This is a genomic window from Coriobacteriaceae bacterium (assembly GCA_025757745.1).
In the GTDB taxonomy this organism is placed as follows: domain Bacteria; phylum Actinomycetota; class Coriobacteriia; order Coriobacteriales; family Coriobacteriaceae; genus Collinsella.
In genome coordinates, this window is record CP107217.1 from 1,663,479 (window position 1) to 1,685,306 (window position 21,828).

15 protein-coding genes are annotated in these 21,828 nt (G+C 62.4%); 6 read left to right on the forward strand and 9 right to left on the reverse strand.

What is annotated here, in order from left to right; translation table 11 throughout:
* Positions 1 to 36: 36 nt before the first annotated feature.
* The 3 genes from prfB to rpmE all read right to left on the reverse strand — a co-directional run bounded on the left by prfB (position 37) and on the right by rpmE (position 4,758).
* A complete protein-coding gene (gene prfB, locus OGM60_07180) occupies positions 37 to 1,185 on the reverse strand; it encodes a peptide chain release factor 2 (GenBank protein ID UYI98670.1) in 1,149 nt (382 codons plus the stop codon).
* Positions 1,185 to 3,992, reverse strand: a complete 2,808-nt coding sequence (secA, locus tag OGM60_07185; GenBank protein ID UYI98671.1) for a preprotein translocase subunit SecA — start codon at positions 3,990 to 3,992, stop codon at positions 1,185 to 1,187. The genes prfB and secA overlap by 1 nt, the downstream gene beginning before the upstream one ends.
* 340 nt (positions 3,993 to 4,332) lie before the next feature.
* On the reverse strand, positions 4,333 to 4,758 hold the full coding sequence (gene rpmE, locus OGM60_07190) for a 50S ribosomal protein L31 (GenBank protein UYI98672.1): 426 nt from the start codon (positions 4,756 to 4,758) through the stop codon (positions 4,333 to 4,335).
* A 326-nt stretch (positions 4,759 to 5,084) separates the two neighbouring features.
* Here rpmE and OGM60_07195 point away from each other — a divergent pair, with 326 nt between their 5' ends.
* From OGM60_07195 to OGM60_07210, 4 genes are all read left to right on the forward strand, one after another.
* On the forward strand, positions 5,085 to 5,372 hold the full coding sequence (locus tag OGM60_07195) for an ACT domain-containing protein (GenBank protein UYI98673.1): 288 nt from the start codon (positions 5,085 to 5,087) through the stop codon (positions 5,370 to 5,372).
* A 77-nt stretch (positions 5,373 to 5,449) separates the two neighbouring features.
* On the forward strand, positions 5,450 to 6,868 hold the full coding sequence (locus tag OGM60_07200) for a citrate synthase (GenBank protein ID UYI98674.1): 1,419 nt from the start codon (positions 5,450 to 5,452) through the stop codon (positions 6,866 to 6,868).
* A gap of 87 nt (positions 6,869 to 6,955) precedes the next feature.
* Entirely contained in the window at positions 6,956 to 7,798 is an 843-nt protein-coding gene (locus tag OGM60_07205; GenBank protein ID UYI98675.1) for a Cof-type HAD-IIB family hydrolase, read from the forward strand.
* A gap of 225 nt (positions 7,799 to 8,023) precedes the next feature.
* Positions 8,024 to 9,136 (forward strand): IS110 family transposase, encoded by a 1,113-nt coding sequence (locus tag OGM60_07210; protein UYI98676.1) that lies wholly within the window; start codon positions 8,024 to 8,026, stop codon positions 9,134 to 9,136.
* A gap of 343 nt (positions 9,137 to 9,479) precedes the next feature.
* On the opposite strand, the gene OGM60_07215 is transcribed toward OGM60_07210, so the two are convergent.
* Together OGM60_07215 and OGM60_07220 are read right to left on the reverse strand one after the other, a co-directional pair.
* On the reverse strand, positions 9,480 to 10,274 hold the full coding sequence (locus OGM60_07215) for a Cof-type HAD-IIB family hydrolase (GenBank protein ID UYI98677.1): 795 nt from the start codon (positions 10,272 to 10,274) through the stop codon (positions 9,480 to 9,482).
* A gap of 206 nt (positions 10,275 to 10,480) precedes the next feature.
* A complete protein-coding gene (locus tag OGM60_07220; GenBank protein ID UYI98678.1) occupies positions 10,481 to 12,301 on the reverse strand; it encodes an amidohydrolase family protein in 1,821 nt (606 codons plus the stop codon).
* Positions 12,302 to 12,699: 398 nt separating this feature from the next.
* Here OGM60_07220 and OGM60_07225 point away from each other — a divergent pair, with 398 nt between their 5' ends.
* Positions 12,700 to 13,821: an IS110 family transposase gene (locus OGM60_07225; protein UYI98679.1), complete on the forward strand. Its 1,122-nt coding sequence runs from the start codon at positions 12,700 to 12,702 to the stop codon at positions 13,819 to 13,821.
* A gap of 422 nt (positions 13,822 to 14,243) precedes the next feature.
* On the opposite strand, the gene tyrS is transcribed toward OGM60_07225, so the two are convergent.
* Together tyrS and OGM60_07235 are read right to left on the reverse strand one after the other, a co-directional pair.
* On the reverse strand, positions 14,244 to 15,455 hold the full coding sequence (gene tyrS / locus OGM60_07230; GenBank protein UYI98680.1) for a tyrosine--tRNA ligase: 1,212 nt from the start codon (positions 15,453 to 15,455) through the stop codon (positions 14,244 to 14,246).
* 96 nt (positions 15,456 to 15,551) lie between these two features.
* The gene (locus OGM60_07235) at positions 15,552 to 17,528 is read right to left on the reverse strand and encodes a U32 family peptidase (GenBank protein ID UYI98681.1); all 1,977 of its coding nucleotides are present in this window, start codon (positions 17,526 to 17,528) and stop codon (positions 15,552 to 15,554) included.
* Between the two features lie 161 nt (positions 17,529 to 17,689).
* Here OGM60_07235 and OGM60_07240 point away from each other — a divergent pair, with 161 nt between their 5' ends.
* Positions 17,690 to 19,909 carry a PBP1A family penicillin-binding protein gene (locus tag OGM60_07240; protein UYI98682.1) on the forward strand — a complete coding sequence of 740 codons (2,220 nt, stop codon included), beginning with the start codon at positions 17,690 to 17,692 and terminating at the stop codon, positions 19,907 to 19,909.
* Positions 19,910 to 20,124: 215 nt separating this feature from the next.
* On the opposite strand, the gene OGM60_07245 is transcribed toward OGM60_07240, so the two are convergent.
* Positions 20,125 to 20,562: an ArgR family transcriptional regulator gene (locus OGM60_07245; GenBank protein UYI98683.1), complete on the reverse strand. Its 438-nt coding sequence runs from the start codon at positions 20,560 to 20,562 to the stop codon at positions 20,125 to 20,127.
* A 132-nt stretch (positions 20,563 to 20,694) separates the two neighbouring features.
* On the reverse strand, positions 20,695 to 21,771 hold the full coding sequence (locus tag OGM60_07250) for a glycosyltransferase (GenBank protein ID UYI98684.1): 1,077 nt from the start codon (positions 21,769 to 21,771) through the stop codon (positions 20,695 to 20,697).
* Between the last annotated feature and the right edge of the window lie 57 nt (positions 21,772 to 21,828).

Consider the following 21,828-nt stretch of genomic DNA (forward strand, 5'->3'; position numbering starts at 1 on the left):
GAAGGCCTTGATCCATTTCCACATAAACCGAGCGGTTTAGGCAGACGGGGCCTCCGCGTCAGCGTTGCCGGTAGCCCAACGCTGATAGCCAATCACAAACGGATCCAGGTCGCCGTCGTCAAGAACTGCCTCGACGTTGCTGGTCTCCACGCCCGTGCGCAGGTCCTTAACCATCTGGTACGGGTAGAGCACGTAGCTGCGAATCTGGTTACCAAAACCGATCGTGGTCTTGGGTCCACGAATCTCGTCGAGCGCCTCGGCGCGCTTCTCGAGCTCGATCTCGTACAGACGGGCCTTGAGAATCTGCATGCACGCGGCCTTGTTTTGAATCTGGCTGCGCTCGTTTTGGCAAGTGACCACGATGCCGCTGGGGAAATGCGTCACGCGCACGGCGGAGTCGGTGGTGTTGACGCCCTGGCCGCCCGGGCCGCTCGCGTGATACACGTCCACGCGGATATCGTCGGGACTAATCTCGATGTCGATATCATTGGGCAGCACCGGAATGACCTCAACGCCGGCAAACGTGGTCTGGCGGCGCTTCTTGTCGTCGGTGGGACTAATGCGCACCAGACGGTGGACGCCGGCCTCGGCGCGCAGCATGCCAAAGGCATCCTTGCCTTCGACGGTAAAGGTCGCGCGATCGATGCCGATAACCTCGGCCGCGGGGCAATCGTTGATGGTGACCTTCCAACCGCGGCGCTGGCAGTACTTCATGTACATCTTAAAGAGCATGAAGGTCCAGTCCTGGGCCTCCAAACCGCCCTGCCCGGGCTTGATGGTCACAATCGCGTCGCCATGGTCGAACTCCCCGGTAAACCAGCTCGCAAGCTCAAGCTCGTCGATGGCGCGGGAAAGGCGCTCCGCCGTGGCAGCAGCCTCCTCACGCAGCGCGGCAGCATCGGGGTCATCGCCCATTTCCTCGGCAAGCTCCAGCGCGGCGCGAGCATCGGAAAGCTCACCGCGCGCCGTATCCACGGCGGCGATATCCTCCTTGGCGCGTGCAATTTCCTCCATCGTGGCGCGAGCGGCGTCGGCATCGTCCCAAAAGCCTGGGGCGACGCTTTTGGCCTCGAGCTCCGCCACGCGGGTGCGCTTCTCGTCCAAATGGAGATATGACTCGACCTCGCCGAGTCGGTCCGCAAACGCGTCCAACTCGGCGAGCGTTACCTCTAGAGCCTCGGCCATTAACGATTCCTGCCGTGGCAGTACTTAAACTTCTTACCGCTACCGCAAGGGCACAGGTCGTTGCGGCCCACGTTGACATAGGGGTCATCGCTCTCGGACTTGCGGTAGGTCGTCACCTTGCCACCGTTGTTAACGGCAGCCGGACCACCCTGGACGGCGGTGCGGGCCTGCACCTGAGCCTGCTTGCGCAGTACCGAATCGCTGTTGTCGCCATCGACCTCGGCGGGACCAGAGAAGCGCGCACCCTTAAGGGCGGGGTCCTCCTTGTGCTCCACAGCCTGCGGGGCAGCTTTGAGCTCAATGCGCAGAACAGTGCGCAGGTAATCCTCGTACATGGTATCGACGAGTATCTGGAACGCACCGTAGGCCTCGGTCTTGTACTCAACCAGCGGGTCGCGCTGGCCAAAGCCGCGCAGGCCGATACCGGTCTTGAGGTAGTCCATTTCCTGCAGGTAGTTCATCCAACGCGTATCGATGACGCGCAGCATGACCTGGGTATTGAGCTCGCGCATCAGGTCCTCGCCCAGACGCTCGGCCTTCATGTTGTAGCACTTCTCAACATAGGCCAAAACATCGGCGGCCAGGGCCTCAAAGTCCTCGTCGGGGAACTGAGGGGTATCGATATGCCCGGTCAGCTCGACGACCCATTTGCGCAGACCCTCAAGATCGCGCTCGCCCTCGTGGCTGTCCTTGGTGCAGAACTCCTGAACACAGCGGTACACGGTATCGTGCATGACCTCGGTGATGTGGTCGGTCAGGTCCTTGCCGTCCAGAATCTTGTTGCGCTCGGCGTAGATGACCTGGCGCTGCTTGTTCATGACGTCGTCGTACTCAAGAACGCTCTTACGCATGGAGAAGTTGATGCTCTCGACCTTGTGCTGGGCATTCTCGACGGCCTTGGAAATGATCTTGTGCTGGATGGGCATGTCGTCGCCCATGTCGGCCGTGACCATCATCTTGGAGACGCGGTCCATCCTGTCGCCGCCGAACAGGCGCATGAGGTCATCCTCGAGTGACAGGTAGAACTGGGTCTCGCCCGGATCGCCCTGACGACCGGAACGGCCACGCAGCTGGTTGTCGATACGGCGGGACTCATGGCGCTCGGTGCCGATAACGGTCAGGCCGCCGGCGGCAAGCACGCGCTCGCGCTCGGCCTTGCAGGTCTCCTTGGCCTCGGCGTTAAACTGCTCGAGCTGCTCGGGCGTCACGTCCTCCATGGTCAGGCCCTCGTGCTCCAGGCGCTCGCGCACCAGCTCGTCGGGGTTGCCGCCCAGCAAGATGTCTGTACCACGGCCGGCCATGTTGGTAGCGATGGTCACGGCGCCATAGCGACCAGCCTGGGCCACGATATGGGCCTCGCGCTCGTGGTGCTTGGCGTTGAGGACCTCGTGCGCGATACCGCGCTTAGTGAGGGCGGCGGACAGTTTCTCGGAGCTCTCGATGGAGACGGTGCCCACCAGGACCGGCTGGCCCTTGGCGTGACGACGCTCAACGTCGTCGGCAACGGCGTTGTACTTGGCCTGGATGGTGCGGTAGACCAGGTCCTCGTGGTCAACACGCTGCACGGGCTTGTTGGGGGGAATGACCTCGACGGGCAGCTTGTAGATCTCGCGGAACTCAGCGTCCTCGGTGAGTGCCGTACCGGTCATGCCGGAGAGCTTGTCATACAGGCGGAAGTAGTTCTGCAGGGTGATGGTGGCAAGGGTCTGGTTCTCCTCGCGCACGAGCACGCCCTCTTTGGCCTCGATGGCCTGATGCAGGCCCTCGGAGTAGCGGCGGCCCTCCATGATGCGACCGGTGAACTCGTCGACGATCTTGACCTCGCCGTTGGTGACCACGTACTGCTTGTCGCGGTGGAACATGTACTGGGCCTTCAGCGCCTGCTGCAGGTGGTTGACCAGCTGGCCGGAGAGATCGGCATAGATGTCATCGATACCCAGGCGGCGCTCAATCTTCTTAAGGCCGCGCTCGGTGGCGGCAATGGTGTGCTTGGCCTCGTCCATGACATAGTCGCCCGTGGGCTCAACGTCCTCGGTGGCGGTGAGCATGTCGTGCGAGACGTCCTCGCCGCGCTCAAGGCCGCGCACGGCGCGCGCGAAGTCCTTGTAGGTGCTGGCGGACTTGGTGCCGGCGCCCGAGATGATGAGCGGCGTTCTGGCCTCGTCGATCAGGATGGAGTCGACCTCGTCGACGATGGCGTAGTTGTGGCCGCGCTGCACACGCTGCTCGGGGCGGGTGACCATGTTATCGCGCAGGTAATCGAAACCGAACTCGGAGTTGGTGCCGTACGTGACGTCGGCCTGGTAGGCCGGGCGCTTGAGTTCGAGCGGCATGTTGTTCTGCAGCAGACCGACGGTCATGCCCAAGTACTTGTAGATACGGCCCATCCACTCGGAGTCGCGCTTGGCCAGGTAGTCGTTGACGGTGACGACGTGCACGCCCTTACCGGCGATGGCGTTGAGATAGCCGGCCAGCGTGGAGACGAGGGTCTTGCCTTCGCCGGTCTTCATCTCGGCGATGTGGCCCTCGTGCAGCGCCATGGCGCCGATGAGCTGTACATCAAAGTGACGCATGCCCATGGTGCGCTTAGAAGCTTCGCGCACGGTGGCAAAGGCCTCGGGGAGCATGTCGTCGAGCGACTCGCCGTTGGCGTAGCGCTCGCGGAACTTATCAGTCTGGGCGCGGAGCTCCTCCTCGGTCATCTTCTCAAACTGGGGCTCAAGACCGTTGATCTTGTCGACGATCTTGTAGTAGCGCTTCAGGTCCTTATCGGATCCAAAGGACAGCAGCTTTGACATGAATCCCATGTGGTTTTCCTTTTTGGCCATCGCCCGTGGCATGAAACCTTGGACGAGTTAAACACAGATATTTGTACTTTAGCCAAACAAGGCGCCGCCTATGCGGTCGACACGCTCGACCACGTAATAACTACGACAGCCTGCCAAAAAGGGACTGGTTTATTTTGGCAGCTTTTATCTGGGAAAACGCTGCCTCTCTGCCATTTGGTGCAAACCAACCTGTCCCCTTCGCGCCAACCTGGTGCAATGGGGACAGGTTGGTTTGCACCAATAAAAAGATAAGGGCCGCGCACCCAAATGGATGCGCGGCCCTTTTGCCATGAATGCGAGTGTTTGCTCGGCAAGCTATTTACTCAGCAGCCTCGGTGGTCTCGGCCTCGGCAGCGGCCTCCTCGACGGGAGCCTCTGCGGGAGCCTCGGCGGCCTGCTTGGCAGCCTCCTCGGCAAACTTAGCGGCACGCTTGGCCTTCTCGGCAGCCTTAGCCTCAGCGGCGGCCTTGCGAGCGGCCTCGGCCTCAGCAGCCTTGGCGGCCTTGGCAGCCTTGGCCTCCTCGGCCTTCTTGAGCTGGGCGGCAGCGGCGCCACCGAACTTGTCGGCGAAGCGCTGGACGCGTCCACCGGTGTCGACGAACTTCTGCTGGCCGGTGTAGAACGGGTGGCACTCGTTGCAAAGCTCGACCTTCATCTCGGACACGGTAGCGTGCGTCTTGAAGGTGTTGCCGCAGGAGCACGTCACCGTGCACTCGACATACTGGGGATGGATACCCTGCTTCATGGTAGGACTCCTTATTGGTCAGGCGCTGGTTACCGATCAGCGCATAAGGCGTCTTGGTTTCCGACCAAGACAACAAACTTGGCTATGGTACCACGGCGTCGAGCGTCCCACAAAAGGTTCACGGTCTTTGTACTGTGCATCGCGCCCAAGACACAGCAGACGACACGACGAATCGCGGCAAACGGGCGCCTTTGCCCCTTCTCCCATGTTGCAGACGTGTAACGCCGCAGCAAAGGTGCCCCTTTTGGCGCCAGACAGGTACAATGATGAACACTGTACCGTAGCGGAGCGCCCCCGCGCGCCGCAACCACGCGAAAGGGTTTCCCATGGCCGAGATCTCGTCCTCCCGCATCGTCATCACCGTCCTTGGCAAGAACCGCCCCGGCATTGTCGCCGGCGTCACCCGCGTTCTGGGCGAGGCCAACGTCGACATCCGCGACATCACGCAGTCCATTATCGAGGACATCTTCACCATGACCATGCTGGCCGACACCGCCGAGTCCAAGCTCGACTTCGCCGAGCTGCAGAAGGCCCTGGCCGAGGCAGGCGAGCTTTCGGGCGTCAACGTGTCCATTCAGCGCGAGGACGTCTTTAACTTTATGTACCGCCTGTAGCGAACAAGCCGCTCGGGGCAGCTTGACGTCATATCGTCCAAGCGCGCCGCCCCAAAGCGGACCGGAGAGGAGCGCACATGGCCTACGACGCCAAGAAAATCTACTACCGCTTCGACGATCACCTGAGCCGCCTGGTTCTGGACTACGAGGCGAGCCGTCAGATTTCGCCCGAAAGCGAAAACCTCTACCACGGCCTGCCGACCGCCCCGTACGACGAGGGCTTGTTCGTAGAGCACAACGTCAAGCGCGGTCTGCGCAATGCCGACGGCTCGGGCGTGGTCGCGGGCCTCACCCGCATCTCGGATGTGCATGGCTACAACAAGGTCGACGGTAAGGTCGTGCCCGATCAGGGCAAACTCACGCTTCGCGGCTACAGCATCGAGGATCTGGTCAATAACGCCCAGGCCGAGAACCGCTACGGCTACGAAGAGGTCGCCTATCTGCTCATTACGGGCTCTCTGCCCACTAAGGAAGAGCTTGACGGTTTTTGCGAACGTCTGGGTGCCTTTAGGCACCTGAGCGACGAATACGTCCGCGAGTTCCCCATGACCACGGTGTCGTCGAGCATCATGAATGTGCTTCAGCGCGCCGTGCTGCTGCTCTACGCCTTCGACGCCGAGCCCGACGCCATTACACCCGAGCACGAAATCGACGTTGCCATCTCCATGCTCGCCCGTCTCCCCCGCATCGCCGCCTTCGCGCATATGGCCTCGGTCGCCAAGCGCCGCGGCTCCGAGGTTCATGTACCGCACCCCACACCCGGTCTCTCCACCGCCGAGACCATCCTGCAGGTGTTGCGCGGCGGCATGGCATTCACCCGCGATGAGGCGATGCTGCTCGATGTGATGCTCATGCTGCATGCCGAGCACGGCGGCGGCAACAACTCCACGTTTGCCTGCCGCGTGCTGTCCTCCTCGGCCACCGACCCGTATTCCGCCTACGCCGCGGCTATCGGCTCGCTCAAGGGCCCGCGCCACGGCGGCGCCAACGCCAAGGTCGTGTCCATGCACGAGGACATCCGTGCGCATGTCTCCAATTGGGAGGACGAGGACGAGGTCGCAGCCTACCTGGGCAAGATTCTCGACAAGCAGGCCTTCGACGGCACGGGTCTCATCTACGGCATGGGCCACGCCGTCTACACGCTCAGCGACCCGCGCGCCGAGGTCTGCCGCCACTACGCACGTTCGCTCGCTGCCAAGAAAGATCTGGGCGATGAGTTCGCGCTCATCGAGCGCATCGAGCGCCTGGCACCGCAGGTGATGCGCGACCACGGCATGACCAAGCCCATCTGCGCCAACATCGACCTGTACACAGGCTTTATCTACAAGATGCTCGGCGTACCCGAGACGCTTTTTACGCCGCTATTCGCCGTCGCCCGCATGGCCGGCTGGTCGGCACACCGCATGGAAGAGCTCTTCTGCGCACACCGTATTATTCGCCCGGCCTATCGTCCGGTGATCGAGCCGCTGGAGTACAAGCCGCTCGCCGACCGCTAGGACGCGGACCGTTATAGAACTCGAGCGTGGCCAGGGCATCACCGCCCTCGGCCACGCTTTTTATGCCAGCAGAAAGGACTACATCAAATGATTGTTTTTTCCGATATGGATGGAACGCTGCTGACGAGCGATAAGCAGATGAGCGATGCCACCTGGGCGATGCTCGACGACCTTGCGCGCCGCGGTATTGAGTTTGTACCCTGCACGGGACGTCCGCTGTCGGGCATCTTTGAACCCATCCTCGCCCATCCCGCCGTGCACTATGCCGTTTGCGCCAATGGCGCCAGCGTCTGGCAGCTCGACGACGATGTGCCCAACGATGCCTCGCGCGCCACGCGCATATTGAGCCGTCCGCTCGATCGCGGCATTGCCCATCGCATCCATCGCATCGCCGCCGGCCACGATGTGACCTTCGATATCTTCGCGGACGGGCAGTGCTTCCTCCCCCGCTCGCTCTACACGCGCCTGGATGAGTTCTGCGGCGGCGACCCCCACATCGCGGCCTCGCTCAAGCGCACACGAACGCCGATTGACCTGGATATCGACAGCAAGATCGACGAGGTCGAGACGCTCGAACGCATCGCCATGTACTGGCACGACCCGGCCGATCGCGACGCCATCGCGGCGGCGCTCGACACGCTCGGAGGCATTGAGGTCACGCGTTCGTACGCCATGAATATCGAGGTCATGGGCGAGGGCGCCACCAAGGGAACGGCCCTCACGTGGCTATGCGAGCACCTGGGCGAGCATCTCGCCAACGCCTGGGCGTTCGGCGACAACATCAACGACATCCCCATGCTGCAGGCAGCGGGCCACGGCATGGCCATGATCAACGCCGAGCCCGAGGACCGCAAGGCCGCCGACGCCATCACCGAATACGACAACGACCACGACGGCGTCGCCCGCACCATCATAGCCGCCCTCGCCTAGTCATCGGGGACGTTCTTAGTCATTGGGTGTTCTTAAATGACTAGTCGTTGGGGACACTCTTCGCGAAAAAGCTGCAAGGACTGTCCCCGGCTGCCGGCAGAGACGATATGAGCAGGACATAAAAACATTGGGAGCCCCCGGCATGAAAGACCGCGGATTAGGCCGACAATGGTGAGTGTCTAATTCAGCCGCGGCGGCCACGCCGCATTCATGGAAGGGGCTCCCATGCTCGATACTACCACCTTCGTCGGCCTCGACGTCCACGCCCGCTCGATAAAGGCCGTCTCCCTCGACGTCATGACCGGGGAGGTGCGCGCCGCGACCTTCGGCTACGACGCCGGCGCCGTCGCGGAGTGGGTCCGCTCCGTGGACCCCGGGGCCAGGTGCGTGTACGAGTCCGGGGTCACGGGCTTCGACCTGCAGAAGAGGCTCTCCGGCCTGGGTGTCGACTGCGTGGTCGGCGCCGTCTCGAAGATGATCAAGCCCAGCGCGGACAGGCGCAGGAAGAACGACCGCAACGACGCCGAGTTCCTCGCCCGCATGCTGTCGGTCGGCAACGTGGTCGAGGTGTGGGTCCCCGACGACGAGTGCGAGGCCGCCCGCGACCTGACCAGGGCGCTCGAGGACGCGAGGGACGACCTCTCGCGCTCGAAGCAGCGGCTCTCCAAGTTCCTGCTAAGGCACGGGCTCGTCTTCGACGAGAGGACGCCCACCGGCCGCAGGAAGGGCAACTGGACCCGGGCGCACTGGTCCTGGATCGAGTCGATTAGGTTCGCGGAGGGGGCCGACAACGACGTGCTCGCCTACTACGTCGACGCGGTCAGGCGGGCGGCGGAGGAGAAGTCGAGGCTCGAGGGGCTCGTCGAGGCCGAGGCCCGCAAGCCCAGGTGGCGGAAGAGGGTCGACTCCCTGCGCTGCCTCAAGGGCGTCGACACCGCGTCTACCGCCGACCTCGTGTTCGAGGCCGGCGAGTTCTCGAGGTTCAGGAACGCCCGCTCGTTCGCGGCGTGGGTCGGCCTGACGCCCTCCGAGCACTCCAGCGGGGAGAGCGACCGAAGGGGCGCGATCACCAAGGCCGGCAACAAGCACCTGAGGAAGACGCTGGTCGAGGCCGCGTGGCACTACCTGACGTGCTCGGGGCGGCCGAAGGACCTCGCCAAGGGCCAGGCCCCGGACCGGGGCGCCCGGAGGCATGCCGCCAAGGGCGTGCGGAGGCTGGTCGAGAGGCGCGGGGCCCTGCTCGCGCGCGGGGTCCACAACAACAAAGCGAACGTCGCCACGGCGCGCGAGCTCGCCTGCTGGGTGTGGGCGGTCGGCCTCATGGCCGAGGAGGCGTAGGGGGCGGCCCCCCGCACATAAGCCAGTCACCCCGGAAGCGGTTCGATCCGAAGCCGTTGAGGCGAACCTCAGGTCCCTTTTCTGCGAGCGCCCAGGGCGCCACACGCGTGCACAGACTGTCGGTTCGACGTAGAAGCCTCAGCCGTAGCAACGGATTGCCCAGCGAGAGATCGCCACGGGCGGATATTAAACTGCAAAGACGAGCGTCGGTAAGACACGCCGAGGTCGCCGCGGACGGGTTGATATAGGGAGAGGGCCTGACCCCATATCGTTGGGGCCAGGCCCGATTTTGCCTCTTGACAATGTCCTGCTCATATTAAAAGGAACGTCCCTAACTGCCGGATTAGGCGAGGCTCTCCAGAACACGGCGAAGTTCCTGCTGGACGGCGTGGTCGCGGTTGCAGCCTACGACGCGATCGGCAACCGCTTTGAGCGCGGGGCGCGCGTTTTCCATCGCGCAGCCCGTGCCGACAAAGCGAATGATCTCGTAGTCGTTCATCGAGTCGCCAAACGCCATGACCTCGTCGCGTCCAATGCCGTAGTGTTCCGCGAGCTGCGCGATGCCCGAGGCCTTCGACACACCGGGCTGCATAGCATCGATCCACGCGTTGCCCGAAGGCGCAAAAGTAAAGAGCTGACCAAGTTCGCGCTGTAGCACGTAGGCGCTGTCCATAACGACACCGTCATCGCAAAAGATACTCGCCTTGATGATATTTACGCTGGGATCGGGCAGCTCCCAAATACGCTCGGCATTGGGAAGGTCCTTATCGACCTCACGCACGAACTTGCACTCGTCATCGAGCAGGAAGGACTTGGTTCGGTCAAAGAGCGCAAGATGCAGATTGGGAAACGTCGCGACTGCTTGGGCGAGCTTTCGAATCGCCAGGTGCGAATACACCTCACGGTCTACCATTTTGCCGTCGGCGTAGACCTGGGCACCGTTAGCGGCGACAAAGTCCATCTTGTCGCGAACGGGCGCAAAGAACTCGCACAGGCGATCGTAGCGGCGACCTGACGATGCGGCAAAATGCACGCCATGCTCGTGTAGCGCCAGAATCAGTTCGTAGGTCTCGGGAGGCACCTGGCTGTTTTCGTCAAGCAACGTGCCGTCCATATCGGATGCAATCAGTTTAAACATGGAAAAGCTCCCTTCGGACTTGTTGGAATCGAACGTGTATCCAATTCCAACGTACCCAAAGGGAGCTCAGGTAAGACTCCGCGGGCGCAAACGTTACAAGGACCTAGCAAATAGCCCACGCGCGTCAGAGGTCCCACGGTCGCAGCGTCAGGCAACACGTCAAAGAGTGTCGCAGGCGACTAGACGTTTAAGAACGTCCCCGATGACTAGTCGGCGTAGGTGAAGGTTGTGACGTCGAACATGCCCTCGGGGCGGATGCGGAGCGTCGGGATAACCGGCAGGGGCAGGAAGATGATGCCCATGATGGGGTCGAGCGGCGGCTCAATACCCATGGCGCGCGCCTTGACCATAAAGTCGTCGTGCTGCGCGGCGACATCCTCGGCCGTGCCTTCGCTCATCAGGCCGCCGAGCGCCAGCGGGATGCGCGCCACGACCTCGCCGTTGCGCACCAGTACGTGACCGCCCTGGCCCACGGCCTCGACGGCAGCCATCATATCGGCGGCATTGTCGCCCACCACGCATACGTTGTGCGAGTCGTGACCGATCGTCGAGGCGATGGCACCGCCTGTGATGGTGAAGCCACGCACCCAGCCGCGACCGATATGCTTGCCGACCAGGCCCAGGCCAGCGGGGCCATCGCCGTCGGCGCCCTCGGCCTGCAACGACACGCCGCGGCCATGGCGCTCGATCAGCATAATGCGACGCAGGCCCTCGGCGCTCTCGGGGCGAGCCATACCCGTGATGGCCTTACCCGGCACCACGTCAATCACGGCCTCGCCCGGCTTAAAGGCATAGTCGAATACGTCGAGCGAAAGCTTCGGCAGCTTAACGGAGGCGCGCAGCTCATCGGCAAGGGCCGCAACCTCGGCCATCTCGGGTGCAATCTCGCCCACAAAGGTACCGTCCTGCGCCACCAGGGCACCGGCGGCATATACGCGATGCGGAGCCGTGGCAAACGTCAGGTCATTGAGCACCAGCAGGTCGGCACGCTTGCCCGGGGCGATGGCGCCACGCAGCTCGTGCGGGTCGCGGCAACCGTGGTCCAGGCCAAACGCCTCGGCCGTGGACAGGGACGCCATAGAGATAGCGACCACGGGGTCGATACCGGCCTCAATCGCCACGCGGCAGGCGTTATCGATCATGCCGGTCGCAAGCGCGTCGGAGGGAGCACGGTCGTCAGTCGCAAAGCAGCAACGGCGGGCACGGGCAGGATTCTCCAGCAGCATCGGCGACAGGTTGGCCAGGTCATGGCTGCACGTACCTTCGCGCAGCATCACGTACATGCCGCGAGACAGCTTGTCGAGTGCCTCCTCGGGAATCGTCGACTCATGGTCAGCGATAATACCTGCTGCGGCATAGGCGTTGAGGTCCTTGCCGGCAACGAGCGGCGCGTGACCGTCAACCTGCTTGGACGGCGTCTGGTTGGCAGCGTCGATTCGAGCGCAGGTCTCGGGATCGGCCATAAAGACGCCCGGCAGGTTCATCATCTCGCCCAGGCCAAAGACATCGCCCGGATGCTCGGCAAAAAACGCCTGCATGTCAGCGGCGGTAATCACAGCGCCTGCTTGCTCATCGGGCAGCGCGGGCACGCACGAGGGCATCATGTACTTGATGGAAATGGGCGCGCGACGGCCGTCCTCGATCATAAAGCGCAGGCCGTCCAGGCCGGAAACGTTGGCGATCTCGTGGCTGTCGGCAATGGCAGTGGTGGTACCGCGCGTCGCCGCCATGCGCGCATACTCGGCAGGGCGGATGTTCGAAGACTCGATATGCAAGTGTCCGTCAATAAAACCGGGGGCAAGATAGCGGCCCTGGCAATCGATGACCTCGGCAGCCTCATACGTACCGGCGGCATCGTCGCGACCATCGTAGAGCACACCGACGATCACGCCATCCTTGACGGCAACGCTACCGGGCGCCACGCGCTGGCCGTACACATCGACAATCTGTGCGTTGGCAAACAGCGTGTCAACGGGCACACGACCCTCGGCGGCCTCGATCACAGATCTCATGACCTCAACGGACATACATACTCCTTTAACCGTAGAAAAAAGCTGCGGAGCGGACAGGCCTTCACCGCAGCAAACCAATAGCCATTGTATGCCCAAACGATGGGTCAGCAATACGCCTCCCCGCTTAACGGCACACGCCGCTTGGCGCAATGGGGACAGGCTGCTTTGGGTAGTCGTTGGGGACGTTCTTAAACGACTAGTCATTCAAGAACGTCCCCAACGACTACCCAACAACTACTAACTGCCGTCCCGACAACAAAAACGCCGCTGTTTTGGCAACGACAGACACTATGACCCAATCCGAGGGCACTAAATAGATAGGAGCCCCCGCTCGTGACCGCGGGTCGGGGCTGCGACAATGATGTTGAAGTGCCATAGGCGCAGCCGCGCCGCAACGAGGTTGGGAGGCTCCCATGCCAAAGTATTCTACCGCGTTCGGGATGGACGTCCACCTGAGGTCGACCACCGTCTGCGCCCTCGACGCGGACACCGGCGAGGCCGTGACGAGGAGATTCCCCGGCAACCCCTGGGGCGAGATCGCCGCCTGGATGGACGGGTTTCCCGGCCCGTCGCTCGCCGCCTACGAGAGCGGCTACCTCGGCTTCGCCCCGCAAAGGGAGCTCGCCGGGCTCGGCGTCGAGTGTGTCGTCGCCGCGGTCTCGAAGATCCCCAGGTCGGCCGCCGACTCGGCCTCCAAGAACGACAGGAACGACGCCGCCAGGATGGCCAAGGCGATACTCGCCCACGACATCTCCCCGGTGTGGGTCCCCTCCCCCGAGGTCGAGGGCATCAGGGACCTCGCCGGCGCCTACGACGGGGCGACCGCGCGCCTGGCGACCGCCAAGCAGCGGCTGCTCGCCTTCCTCGCAAAGCGAGGGTTCGCCTACGGCGGCACCACGCCCGCCGGCAACCCGAGGAAGTACTGGACCTACGACTTCCTGAGGTGGCTCGACAAGGTCAGGCCGGAGGACGATGGCGGGATCCGGACGCTCGCCGCCCTGAGGAACGAGGTCGAGGCCGCGGCGGAGGCCCGGGCGGACCTGCTCTCCGAGTACAGGGCGGCCGTGGATGCCAGCCCGATCGCCGCGGAGGTGGCCGCCCTCCAGTCGATCAAGGGCTGCGCCTTCGCGCTGGCCGCAGCCTTCTCGGCCGAGGTCGGTGACTTCACGAGGTTCCGTTCCGGAAGGCAGGTCACGGCCTACTTCGGCCTCGCGCCGAGCCAGAGGTCGAGCGGCGAGTCCGTGCGGCTCGGAGGCATCAGCGGTGCGGGCAACGCGCTCGTGAGGAAGCTGGCCGTCGAGGGCTCATGGTGCTACGCCGCGGCGCGGCACCAGCCGAAGCTCATGCCGAGGGACACGGGCGTGCCCCTCGAGATAAGGATGCACGGGAGGAAGGGGTCCGAGCGGCTCCTGCGGCGGCGCGAGGAGATGCTCGCCCGCGGCATGCCCCAGGCGAAGGCCAACGCGGCCACCGCGGCCGAGCTCGTGAGGTGGCTCTGGGCCCTCGGCATGATGTGCCGGGAGGGCGCGGAATAGACATAGCCCCCGTCCCGGCGAGCCGGGCGGCCTTCGGGGACACCCCCTATTTCGCTGTGCGCGCGGAGCCCTCCGCATACGCCCCGACAGACTTGGGGAACCCCGCCGAAGGAATGGAGTGCGGGCCGACAGAACGGTATCCGCGGATATGAGACTGAGCCGAAGGCGTCGATGACATGCCGGGGGCGGACCGGGACGGGTTAACGGCAGGCCCCGCCGACCGATTGCAAGCGGTCGGCGGGGCCATTGTGGCTCTTGACAGTGGATTGGGTCATATGAGCGAAAACCCGCCAGAGCGAGCAAGGTGCCTTGAAACGAGGCGGCATTGACCTTCTGGTCATGCCGCCGAAGTTGAAAGGCAGATTGCCGCTCTGGCGGGTTTGCAGCGTCGAGTCGTTACGCGGTTTGGTAAAACCGCGTAACTAAATCAACTTGAAGCCCTTGCGCTTGCCTACGGAGAGGGTGTCGCCCAGCTTGAGGGCGCTGGGGTCGATGTTGTAGCTCTTGGGAGCCACGGCCTTGCCATTGATCTTGACGCCGCCGCCGTCGATGTCGCGACGGGCCTGGCCGGCGCTGGCCGAAAGGCCCAGGTCCTTGAGCAGACCGGCGAGGTAGATCTGGCCCTCGTCGTTAACAGTCAGCTCAACATGCTTCTCGGGGAAGTCGGCGAGCTGGCCCTCCTTGAACACGCGGTCGAACTCGGCCTGAGCCTCGTCGCCGGCACCGGCGCCGTGGTAGGTGTCGCACAGGTCGCGGCCCAGAGCGCGCTTGAGCTCGTAGGGGTCGGCGGAACCGTCGGCCAGGGCGGCGTCGATCTTGTCGACCTCGGCCGGGGCGAGCGAACTGGCCAGACGATAGTACTTGCCAATCATCTCGTCGGGGATAGACATGGTCTTGCCGAACATATCCTTGGGAGCGTCGGTCAGGCCGATGTAGTTGCCATAGGACTTGGACATCTTGCGCACGCCATCGGTACCCTCGAGCAGCGGCATGGTGAGCGCGATCTGCGGCTCCATGCCCATCTTCTCCATGAGCTCACGGCCGGCAAGCAGGTTGAAGAGCTGGTCGGTGCCGCCCATCTCCACGTCGGCCTTGATCATGACCGAATCGTATGCCTGCATCACGGGGTACAGGAACTCGTGCAGGGCGATCGGCGTCTGGGACTGGTAGCGCTTGGTAAAGTCGTCGCGCTCGAGGATACGGGCGACGGTGAACTTGGAGCACACCTGCAGCAGACCAGCCAGATCCATCGACAAGATCCAGTCACCGTTGTGCACGATGGTGGTCTTCTCGGGATCCAGGATCTTCATGGCCTGGCTCACGTAGGTCTCGGCATTGGCCTCGATTTGCTCCTGCGAAAGCTGCGGACGGGTGGAATTCTTGCCCGAAGGGTCGCCAATCAACGCGGTACCGTTGCCGATGATGAGGGTGACGTTGTGGCCCAGGTCCTGGAACTGACGCATCTTGCGCAGCGGCACGGCGTGGCCCAGGTGCAGGTCGGGGCTGGTGGGATCGACGCCGAGCTTGATGTTGAGGGGCTCGCCCTTCTCAAGCTTCTTGCGAAGGTCGGCCTCGGGGACGATCTGCGCGACGCCCGAGGTGATGATACGCATTTGCTCGTCAACAGACAGCATTGGGTATCCTCCTTTTGCTATAGCACCCTCGCCGAAAACGGCGGTGCTGGAAGTCCATAAACTCTCTTATGATAACAAACTGACGCGACGCAGCATCTACGACAGGAAAATCCTCGTCCTGCCGCATGCGTCGATGGCAACTGGCAGACGCGTACCGTCACGCTCGACCAGATAGCGCACCTGCCGACGACGCAAGCAGTCGCGGCAACGGACCTGCCCCGTCGCATCGGTGGCGCAGACGCCCTCGGCGGTCAGCAGGCAGTGCTCGCACACCATAAGCTCGGGACAGTCGGCGTCGAACGGACCCAAGACGCCGGGTTCAGCAGCCAGCTCGGCAATACGCTCCCTGTCATTGCTGAGCAACTCGGCAGGCAAGTATACCCACCCCGCGCCAAGCCCGCGCAGCCAGGCAAGCGTGGCCCGATTGGCACAGAACACCGGCGCCGCCACGTCAAACGCCGTGCCCAGCTCGCGGGCCATCGCCACCTGCCCCAGGTTGCGGCAAACCACACGCCCGGCACGCTGCATAAGCGCCCGAGTCCGCTCGGCGTCGCCTGCGCGGCACACTTCGTCGAGCACCACCGTCGCATCGGACAGATCCCGCTCATCGCGCGGATCCACATCCATCAGTTCCCAGGCAAAGACCATACGAGCAAAATCCTCGCGCTTTGCCGGCTCCCCCGGCTCCGCCAACTCCGTCGGCACATCACCATCTGCCAGAACGCCCTCAAACGGCAACACCTCAACGGACCGCTCAACAGGCGCGACCGTATCTGCCTCGACCCGCATACGCTCCAACACCGCTGCCGTCTGCCCCAGCACGCCTGCGCTGCGAATCAGATAGACCTCGCAGCCCGCATCCACCTTGCGCTTGCAATGGACAACGACGCGCTCTCCCGCAGCGGCATCCACGGGACAAGGCACCTGTGGCCAGCGCTTGGGCACATCGGGACGCGCGTCGGCACCCGGGTAAAATCGGATCTCGAGCGTATCGCCCGCCGCCACGGCGGCATCAAGCTCAACCGTCACCTCTTCGTGACCCACCGCCACCAAGTGGCCCACGCGCACGCCCTGGTTGATCGCGCGTTCAAAGCTCATGAGCTCGGCGCCCGAACGACCCCGCAGATACGCATCGGTAAAGCCGCGGTTGAACGACCTCCCCAGCTCGCGCTCAAGCGTCGGCACCGCATCGGCATCCCATGTGCCGTCGCGCAGCATATCGAGCGCCCGACGCCACACCCTCACCACGTTAAAGACGTAGTCGGGATTCTTCATGCGGCCCTCGATCTTGAGCGATGCCACGCCGGCGGCAACAAGCTCCGGCAGGCGCGCGATACCCAGATAGTCACGCGGACAAAGCAGGCGGTCCCCTTCGACAGCAACAACACTCTGCCCCGCCTCGTCCGCCAAGTCATAGGACAGACGGCACGGCTGTGTGCAGTCGCCGCGCATCGCCGACCGTCCGCGCCGCAGGGCCGAAAACTCACACGCGCCTGAATAACCAATGCAAATAGCACCGTGACAGAACACCTCTATGGGCACGCCAGTAGCGCAAAGCGTCCCAATCTCCGCCACGTTCAGCTCGCGCGCAGTCGTCACGCGCTCAACTCCCAACTCCTTGGCAGCCAACTGCACGGCGCCCTCGCTGTGAGCGCCCGCTTGGGTGGACAGGTGAATCTCGACCCCCGCAATCGCCGCACGAAGCGCACAGGCCAGCCCGGCATCGGCCACAATCAACGCATCGGCACCCAACGCGTGCGCATGCGCCCCCAACGCCACGGCGTCGGCAAGCTCATCATCGAACACGAACACGTTGAGCGTCACGTACACACGCACGCCATGGGCATGGGCCACGGCACAACCGCGCGCGAACTCATCATCGCTAAAGCCATGCGCGCTCACTCGAGCGTTGAATCCGTCCAGCCCCGCATAGATGGCATCGGCACCCGCCGCAATCGCCGCGAGCATCTGGTCGAGTCCGCCAGCAGGCGCCAGCAGCTCGGGCAGCGCCACTTCAGCCGCCGCCAGCTCGCTTTCGCATTGTCCACTCGGTTCCACCGGCCGAATCGCCATCGGTAAACTCCTTGCCAAGGTGTGCTTTCACTCTGAAAAATACTGCCAACCAGCATACACGAGGCCCCGCGTGCCCCGATTGGTTTATCGTGTAATAACTTATGTCCATCCTGCCCGGCAGCATACCTGCCGCCTGGCACGACATACCTGGAGGTCAATATATGGGTCCTCGCCAACGACAGGGGCGCGGTCGCTCCAAGACGCATGCCCTTCCCATGATCTTGCTCTCGTTTTTGGGCTTTCTGCTTATCGCGGGCGTAGCGTTTGGCATCGGCATGATCGGCAACGTCAACCGCTGGCTGTCCGATCTGCCCGACTACACCGATGCCAACGCGTATCTGGCGAGCGAGCCCACCGACATCGTCGACTGCAACGGCAATACCATTGCGAGTTTCTACACGCAAAACCGCAAGTCCATCACCAAGGACCAAGTGTCCCCGTACGTGCTGCAGGGCACCGTTGACGTTGAGGACGAGCGCTTCTACGAGCACGGCGGCATCGACCTCTGGGGCATTGCACGCGCATCGGTGGCAACCCTCACCGGCGGCCACGAGGGCGCATCGACCATCACCCAGCAGCTGGTTCGCAACACCATCTTGCAGGAGGAACAATTCGACTCGACCATCGAGCGTAAGGTGCGCGAGGCCTATATCGCCATCAAGATGGAGGATATGTACTCCAAAGACGATATCCTCATGATGTACCTCAACACCATCTACTACGGCCATGGAGCATATGGCATCGAGGCCGCCGCCGAGACCTATCTGTCCAAAACCGCCGCCGACCTCACCCTGAGCGAGGCCGCGCTGCTGATCGGCCTTCCCAACTCGCCCTCGCAGTACGACCCCACGGTTAATCCCGACTTGGCGCTGTCCCGCCGCAACAAGGTTCTGGACAACATGCTGCGTCTGGGCCACATCACGCAGGAAGAGCACGATGCCGCGCAGGCTGAGCCCATCACGCTTAACGTGACCGAGATTTCGGGCAGTGGCGTCGATGTGTACTCTCAGCCCTACTTTGTCGCCTACGTTAAGCAGCTGCTTGAGCAGGAGTTCTCCACCGACGTGCTCTTTAAGGGCGGTCTGACCGTCAAGACCACCATCGACCCCACCATGCAGCAGGTGGCCGAGGAGGCCGTGCGCTCGCAGCTCGACACGCTTTCGCTCGACGGACTGGACATGGGCATGGTCGTCGTTGACCCCAAGACCGGCTACATCAAGTGCATGGTGGGCGGCTACGACTACAACGCCGACGAGAATCACGTGAACCACGCTACGGCAAAGCGCCCCGTGGGCTCCACGTTTAAGGCCTTTACGCTGGCAACTGCCATCCAAAACGGTATGAACCCCAACGTCACCCTCAACTGCAACTCGCCGCTCAAGGCCAAGGGCACCACGACCGAGGTGCAAAACTACGGCAACCAGAGCTATGGCAACATCACGCTTAAACAGGCAACGGCATACTCATCCAACACCGGCTACATTCAGGTGGCCGAAGCCATCGGCAATGACAAGATCATGTCGCTCGTCAAAAAGCTTGGCATCGATCCCGCCAAGGACAATATCGAGGACGTTCCCGTCATGACGCTCGGCACCGGGTCCATCTCACCGCTCGAGATGGCATCTGCCTACGCAACGTTTGCCAACGGTGGCTACTACCGTCAGCCCATCGCCATTACCGAGATCGACTCGCGTACCGGCTCGGTTCTGTACCAGCACACTGACAATCCCACGCAGGTGCTCACCGAAGGCGAGGCTGCCGCGGTTACCGACGTTCTATCCGGCGTCATGCAGGGCAGCGGCACGGGTGCCGCCGGCGCGCTGAGCGTCAACCAGCCCTATGCCGGCAAGACGGGCACCACTGACAACACCACCAACCTGTGGTTCTGCGGCTTCACGCCGCAACTGGCATGCGCCCTGTGGACCGGTTATTCCGCAGGCGAGATTCCCATCCAAAAGTACGGTTCGGACCTGCTGGGCGACAGCACCAACCTGCCCGTCTTTAAGAAGTTCATGAACACCGTTCTTGCGGGCACCGAGCGCGAGGAATTCTCGACCGGAACGGCTCCCACGTACAAGAACAATAGCGTCTGGAAGTTCTACGGCACTAGCAACGCCAAGAAGTCGGAGGACAAAGACGACAAAGACGACAAAGACGAGGGAGCAACCACCACGACGACTACCACCACGACGACCGAGACCACGGGTGGCGATACGACCGGCGGCAACGGTACCACCGGCGGAGACGGTACGACCGGCGGCGGCGACGGTAGCGGCGGCGAGGGCGGCTCTCCTACCCCCACCCCTACTCCCACGCCCACACCCGATCCTACGCCTACCCCCGATCCTACGCCCACGCCCGACCCCTCTACGGGCCAGTAAGCGCAAAAAACGACTGACACCAAGGCGCCCGAGCAGCATATACGCTGCTCGGGCGCTTCTTTATTTCGGCAGATACCACAAGATGCCACGACGGCCCCGGCTACAGGACCGACAGAGCAACAGGCACTGGTATGCAAAAAGGGCGCTGACCTTCGTCAACGCCCTCGGCAATTACCTATAGCAACAATCGGCACAGCAGCAGTGCCACGCATCCCCTACTTGTGAGAGTTACTCAGCTTGTTGATGAGCGCCTCAAGGCGTTCGCCGTCCTCGGCCGTCTGCGCAATGACTAAGATCGTGTCGTTGCCGGCAAGCGAGCCAAGCACGTCGGGCAGCTCCGCGGCATCGACCGCTGCGGCAATACCAGAAGCCGTACCGGGCTGCACCTTGATCATAACCAGATTATCGGTGCGCAGTACGCCAGTAACTAACTCGGAAACCATGCGCTGCAGATGCAAGTCCTCGGCAAGGACATAGATGCCCTCGGGGAGCTTACGCAGTCCCATGTCCGCGATGTCGCGCGAAACGGTCGCCTGCGTGCAATCGAAACCCATGGCGCGAAGCTCGTCTACCAAAACGCGCTGCGTACGTACGTCCTTATTGCGAACAATATCTCTGATGGCATCCTGGCGCCCATTGCGTTTTTTGGCCATACAAAACCTCACTCCAAAAGATGGTGGAGACAATCACTTAGTGATTGAATAGTTTAGCGCTATTTGAGGGTTTTAGTGAATAAGAACGCATTTCGAAACAATTCCATGCAATTTATTTCGAAAAACACGCTACTAGACAGTCCTGACGCCCGAACGATTGAAAAAGGCCACCAGATGCGTATACAACGCGCATCGCATAGGCTTGGCACTAGCTATCGAACCATAGAGCAGACCTAAGCCCCGATGATTGCCCTTAAGAGCCGCAACCATCTGACGGGTACGCTGCGCTTCGAGCATATCATGCAAACGGGCCGAACGCTCTATTGAAGACACCCCATGGGGGCTCAGACACAAATTTTCGATGCAGGCAACCAGGCCGGCGTAGTAATACCGCTGGCAGACCAGCTTCAACTGATCGCCACCGCCCGCGACGGCAAGCGAGTCGGCAAGCCTGTCGAGCGCCCCGATATCATCAGAAAGCCTGGCAAACATTGTGGGGTCAAACGTCTCCGTAATCGACGGCGCCACTGCATGAAAACGGGCATGGCCACATCCCGAAACGCGCTTTGCCTGCGAAAGCGCGAGCGTCAAAAAAGACACCGTGCGAAACGCATCGCCATGCGCAAGGCACGCCTCAAAAAGGGCGCGATCATACAGCACGCCAGAGGTCTGTCGGATTAAACCACAGGAAACCAATTGGGTCAGGCAAGCCGCCCGGTCCTCATCTTCAGAAACGGATATCGCGTCCAAAACTCGGGAATGACGTTCGCGGTGAACATCGTAGCGATCGAGCGAAACAGAGGGAAACACGATGTCAGCAGAAGCGTCGCAGGAGCTTTCGACCATCTGCGAAAGGGACTGCGGCGCAAACCACTCATTGGCATTCATCGCAATGATCTGGGAGCCGCGCGAAGCCGCAAAGCCGGCACGCAGGCAGGCGCCAGGCACTGGGTCCTCAACATCAATCAAATCAATATGAATATCTCTGTCGGCAGCAACTTCGAGCGAATGACGCACACCAGCTACCACGCCGCGGCAAACGACGACAATCTGCAAATCGTAGAGGTCTTGGTTCTGGATGCTCTCGAGAGCACGCATCGTATAACTGGGCGAACCCTCAACAATCAGGATCACCGAAAGTCGCGGATGCGAACCACGTCGAACCAAGTTTTCCGTCCTCTCGACAGCCAGTAACAAACTGCCGTTCATGGTACACCCCGTCAATTAATGCGGGCGGTCGCCCGTCGCGATGCACGTCAAGAACAG

Excerpts from the sequence above, each read along its gene's own strand:
- prfB (UYI98670.1), bottom strand. The coding sequence starts at position 1,185 with ATGGCCGAGGCTCTAGAGGTAACGCTCGCCGAGTTGGACGCGTTTGCG.
- secA (UYI98671.1), bottom strand. The coding sequence starts at position 3,992 with ATGGGATTCATGTCAAAGCTGCTGTCCTTTGGATCCGATAAGGACCTG.
- rpmE (UYI98672.1), bottom strand. The coding sequence starts at position 4,758 with ATGAAGCAGGGTATCCATCCCCAGTATGTCGAGTGCACGGTGACGTGC.
- OGM60_07195 (UYI98673.1), top strand. The coding sequence starts at position 5,085 with ATGGCCGAGATCTCGTCCTCCCGCATCGTCATCACCGTCCTTGGCAAG.
- OGM60_07200 (UYI98674.1), top strand. The coding sequence starts at position 5,450 with ATGGCCTACGACGCCAAGAAAATCTACTACCGCTTCGACGATCACCTG.
- OGM60_07205 (UYI98675.1), top strand. The coding sequence starts at position 6,956 with ATGATTGTTTTTTCCGATATGGATGGAACGCTGCTGACGAGCGATAAG.
- OGM60_07210 (UYI98676.1), top strand. The coding sequence starts at position 8,024 with ATGCTCGATACTACCACCTTCGTCGGCCTCGACGTCCACGCCCGCTCG.
- OGM60_07215 (UYI98677.1), bottom strand. The coding sequence starts at position 10,274 with ATGTTTAAACTGATTGCATCCGATATGGACGGCACGTTGCTTGACGAA.
- OGM60_07220 (UYI98678.1), bottom strand. The coding sequence starts at position 12,301 with ATGTCCGTTGAGGTCATGAGATCTGTGATCGAGGCCGCCGAGGGTCGT.
- OGM60_07225 (UYI98679.1), top strand. The coding sequence starts at position 12,700 with ATGCCAAAGTATTCTACCGCGTTCGGGATGGACGTCCACCTGAGGTCG.
- tyrS (UYI98680.1), bottom strand. The coding sequence starts at position 15,455 with ATGCTGTCTGTTGACGAGCAAATGCGTATCATCACCTCGGGCGTCGCG.
- OGM60_07235 (UYI98681.1), bottom strand. The coding sequence starts at position 17,528 with ATGGCGATTCGGCCGGTGGAACCGAGTGGACAATGCGAAAGCGAGCTG.
- OGM60_07240 (UYI98682.1), top strand. The coding sequence starts at position 17,690 with ATGGGTCCTCGCCAACGACAGGGGCGCGGTCGCTCCAAGACGCATGCC.
- OGM60_07245 (UYI98683.1), bottom strand. The coding sequence starts at position 20,562 with ATGGCCAAAAAACGCAATGGGCGCCAGGATGCCATCAGAGATATTGTT.
- OGM60_07250 (UYI98684.1), bottom strand. The coding sequence starts at position 21,771 with ATGAACGGCAGTTTGTTACTGGCTGTCGAGAGGACGGAAAACTTGGTT.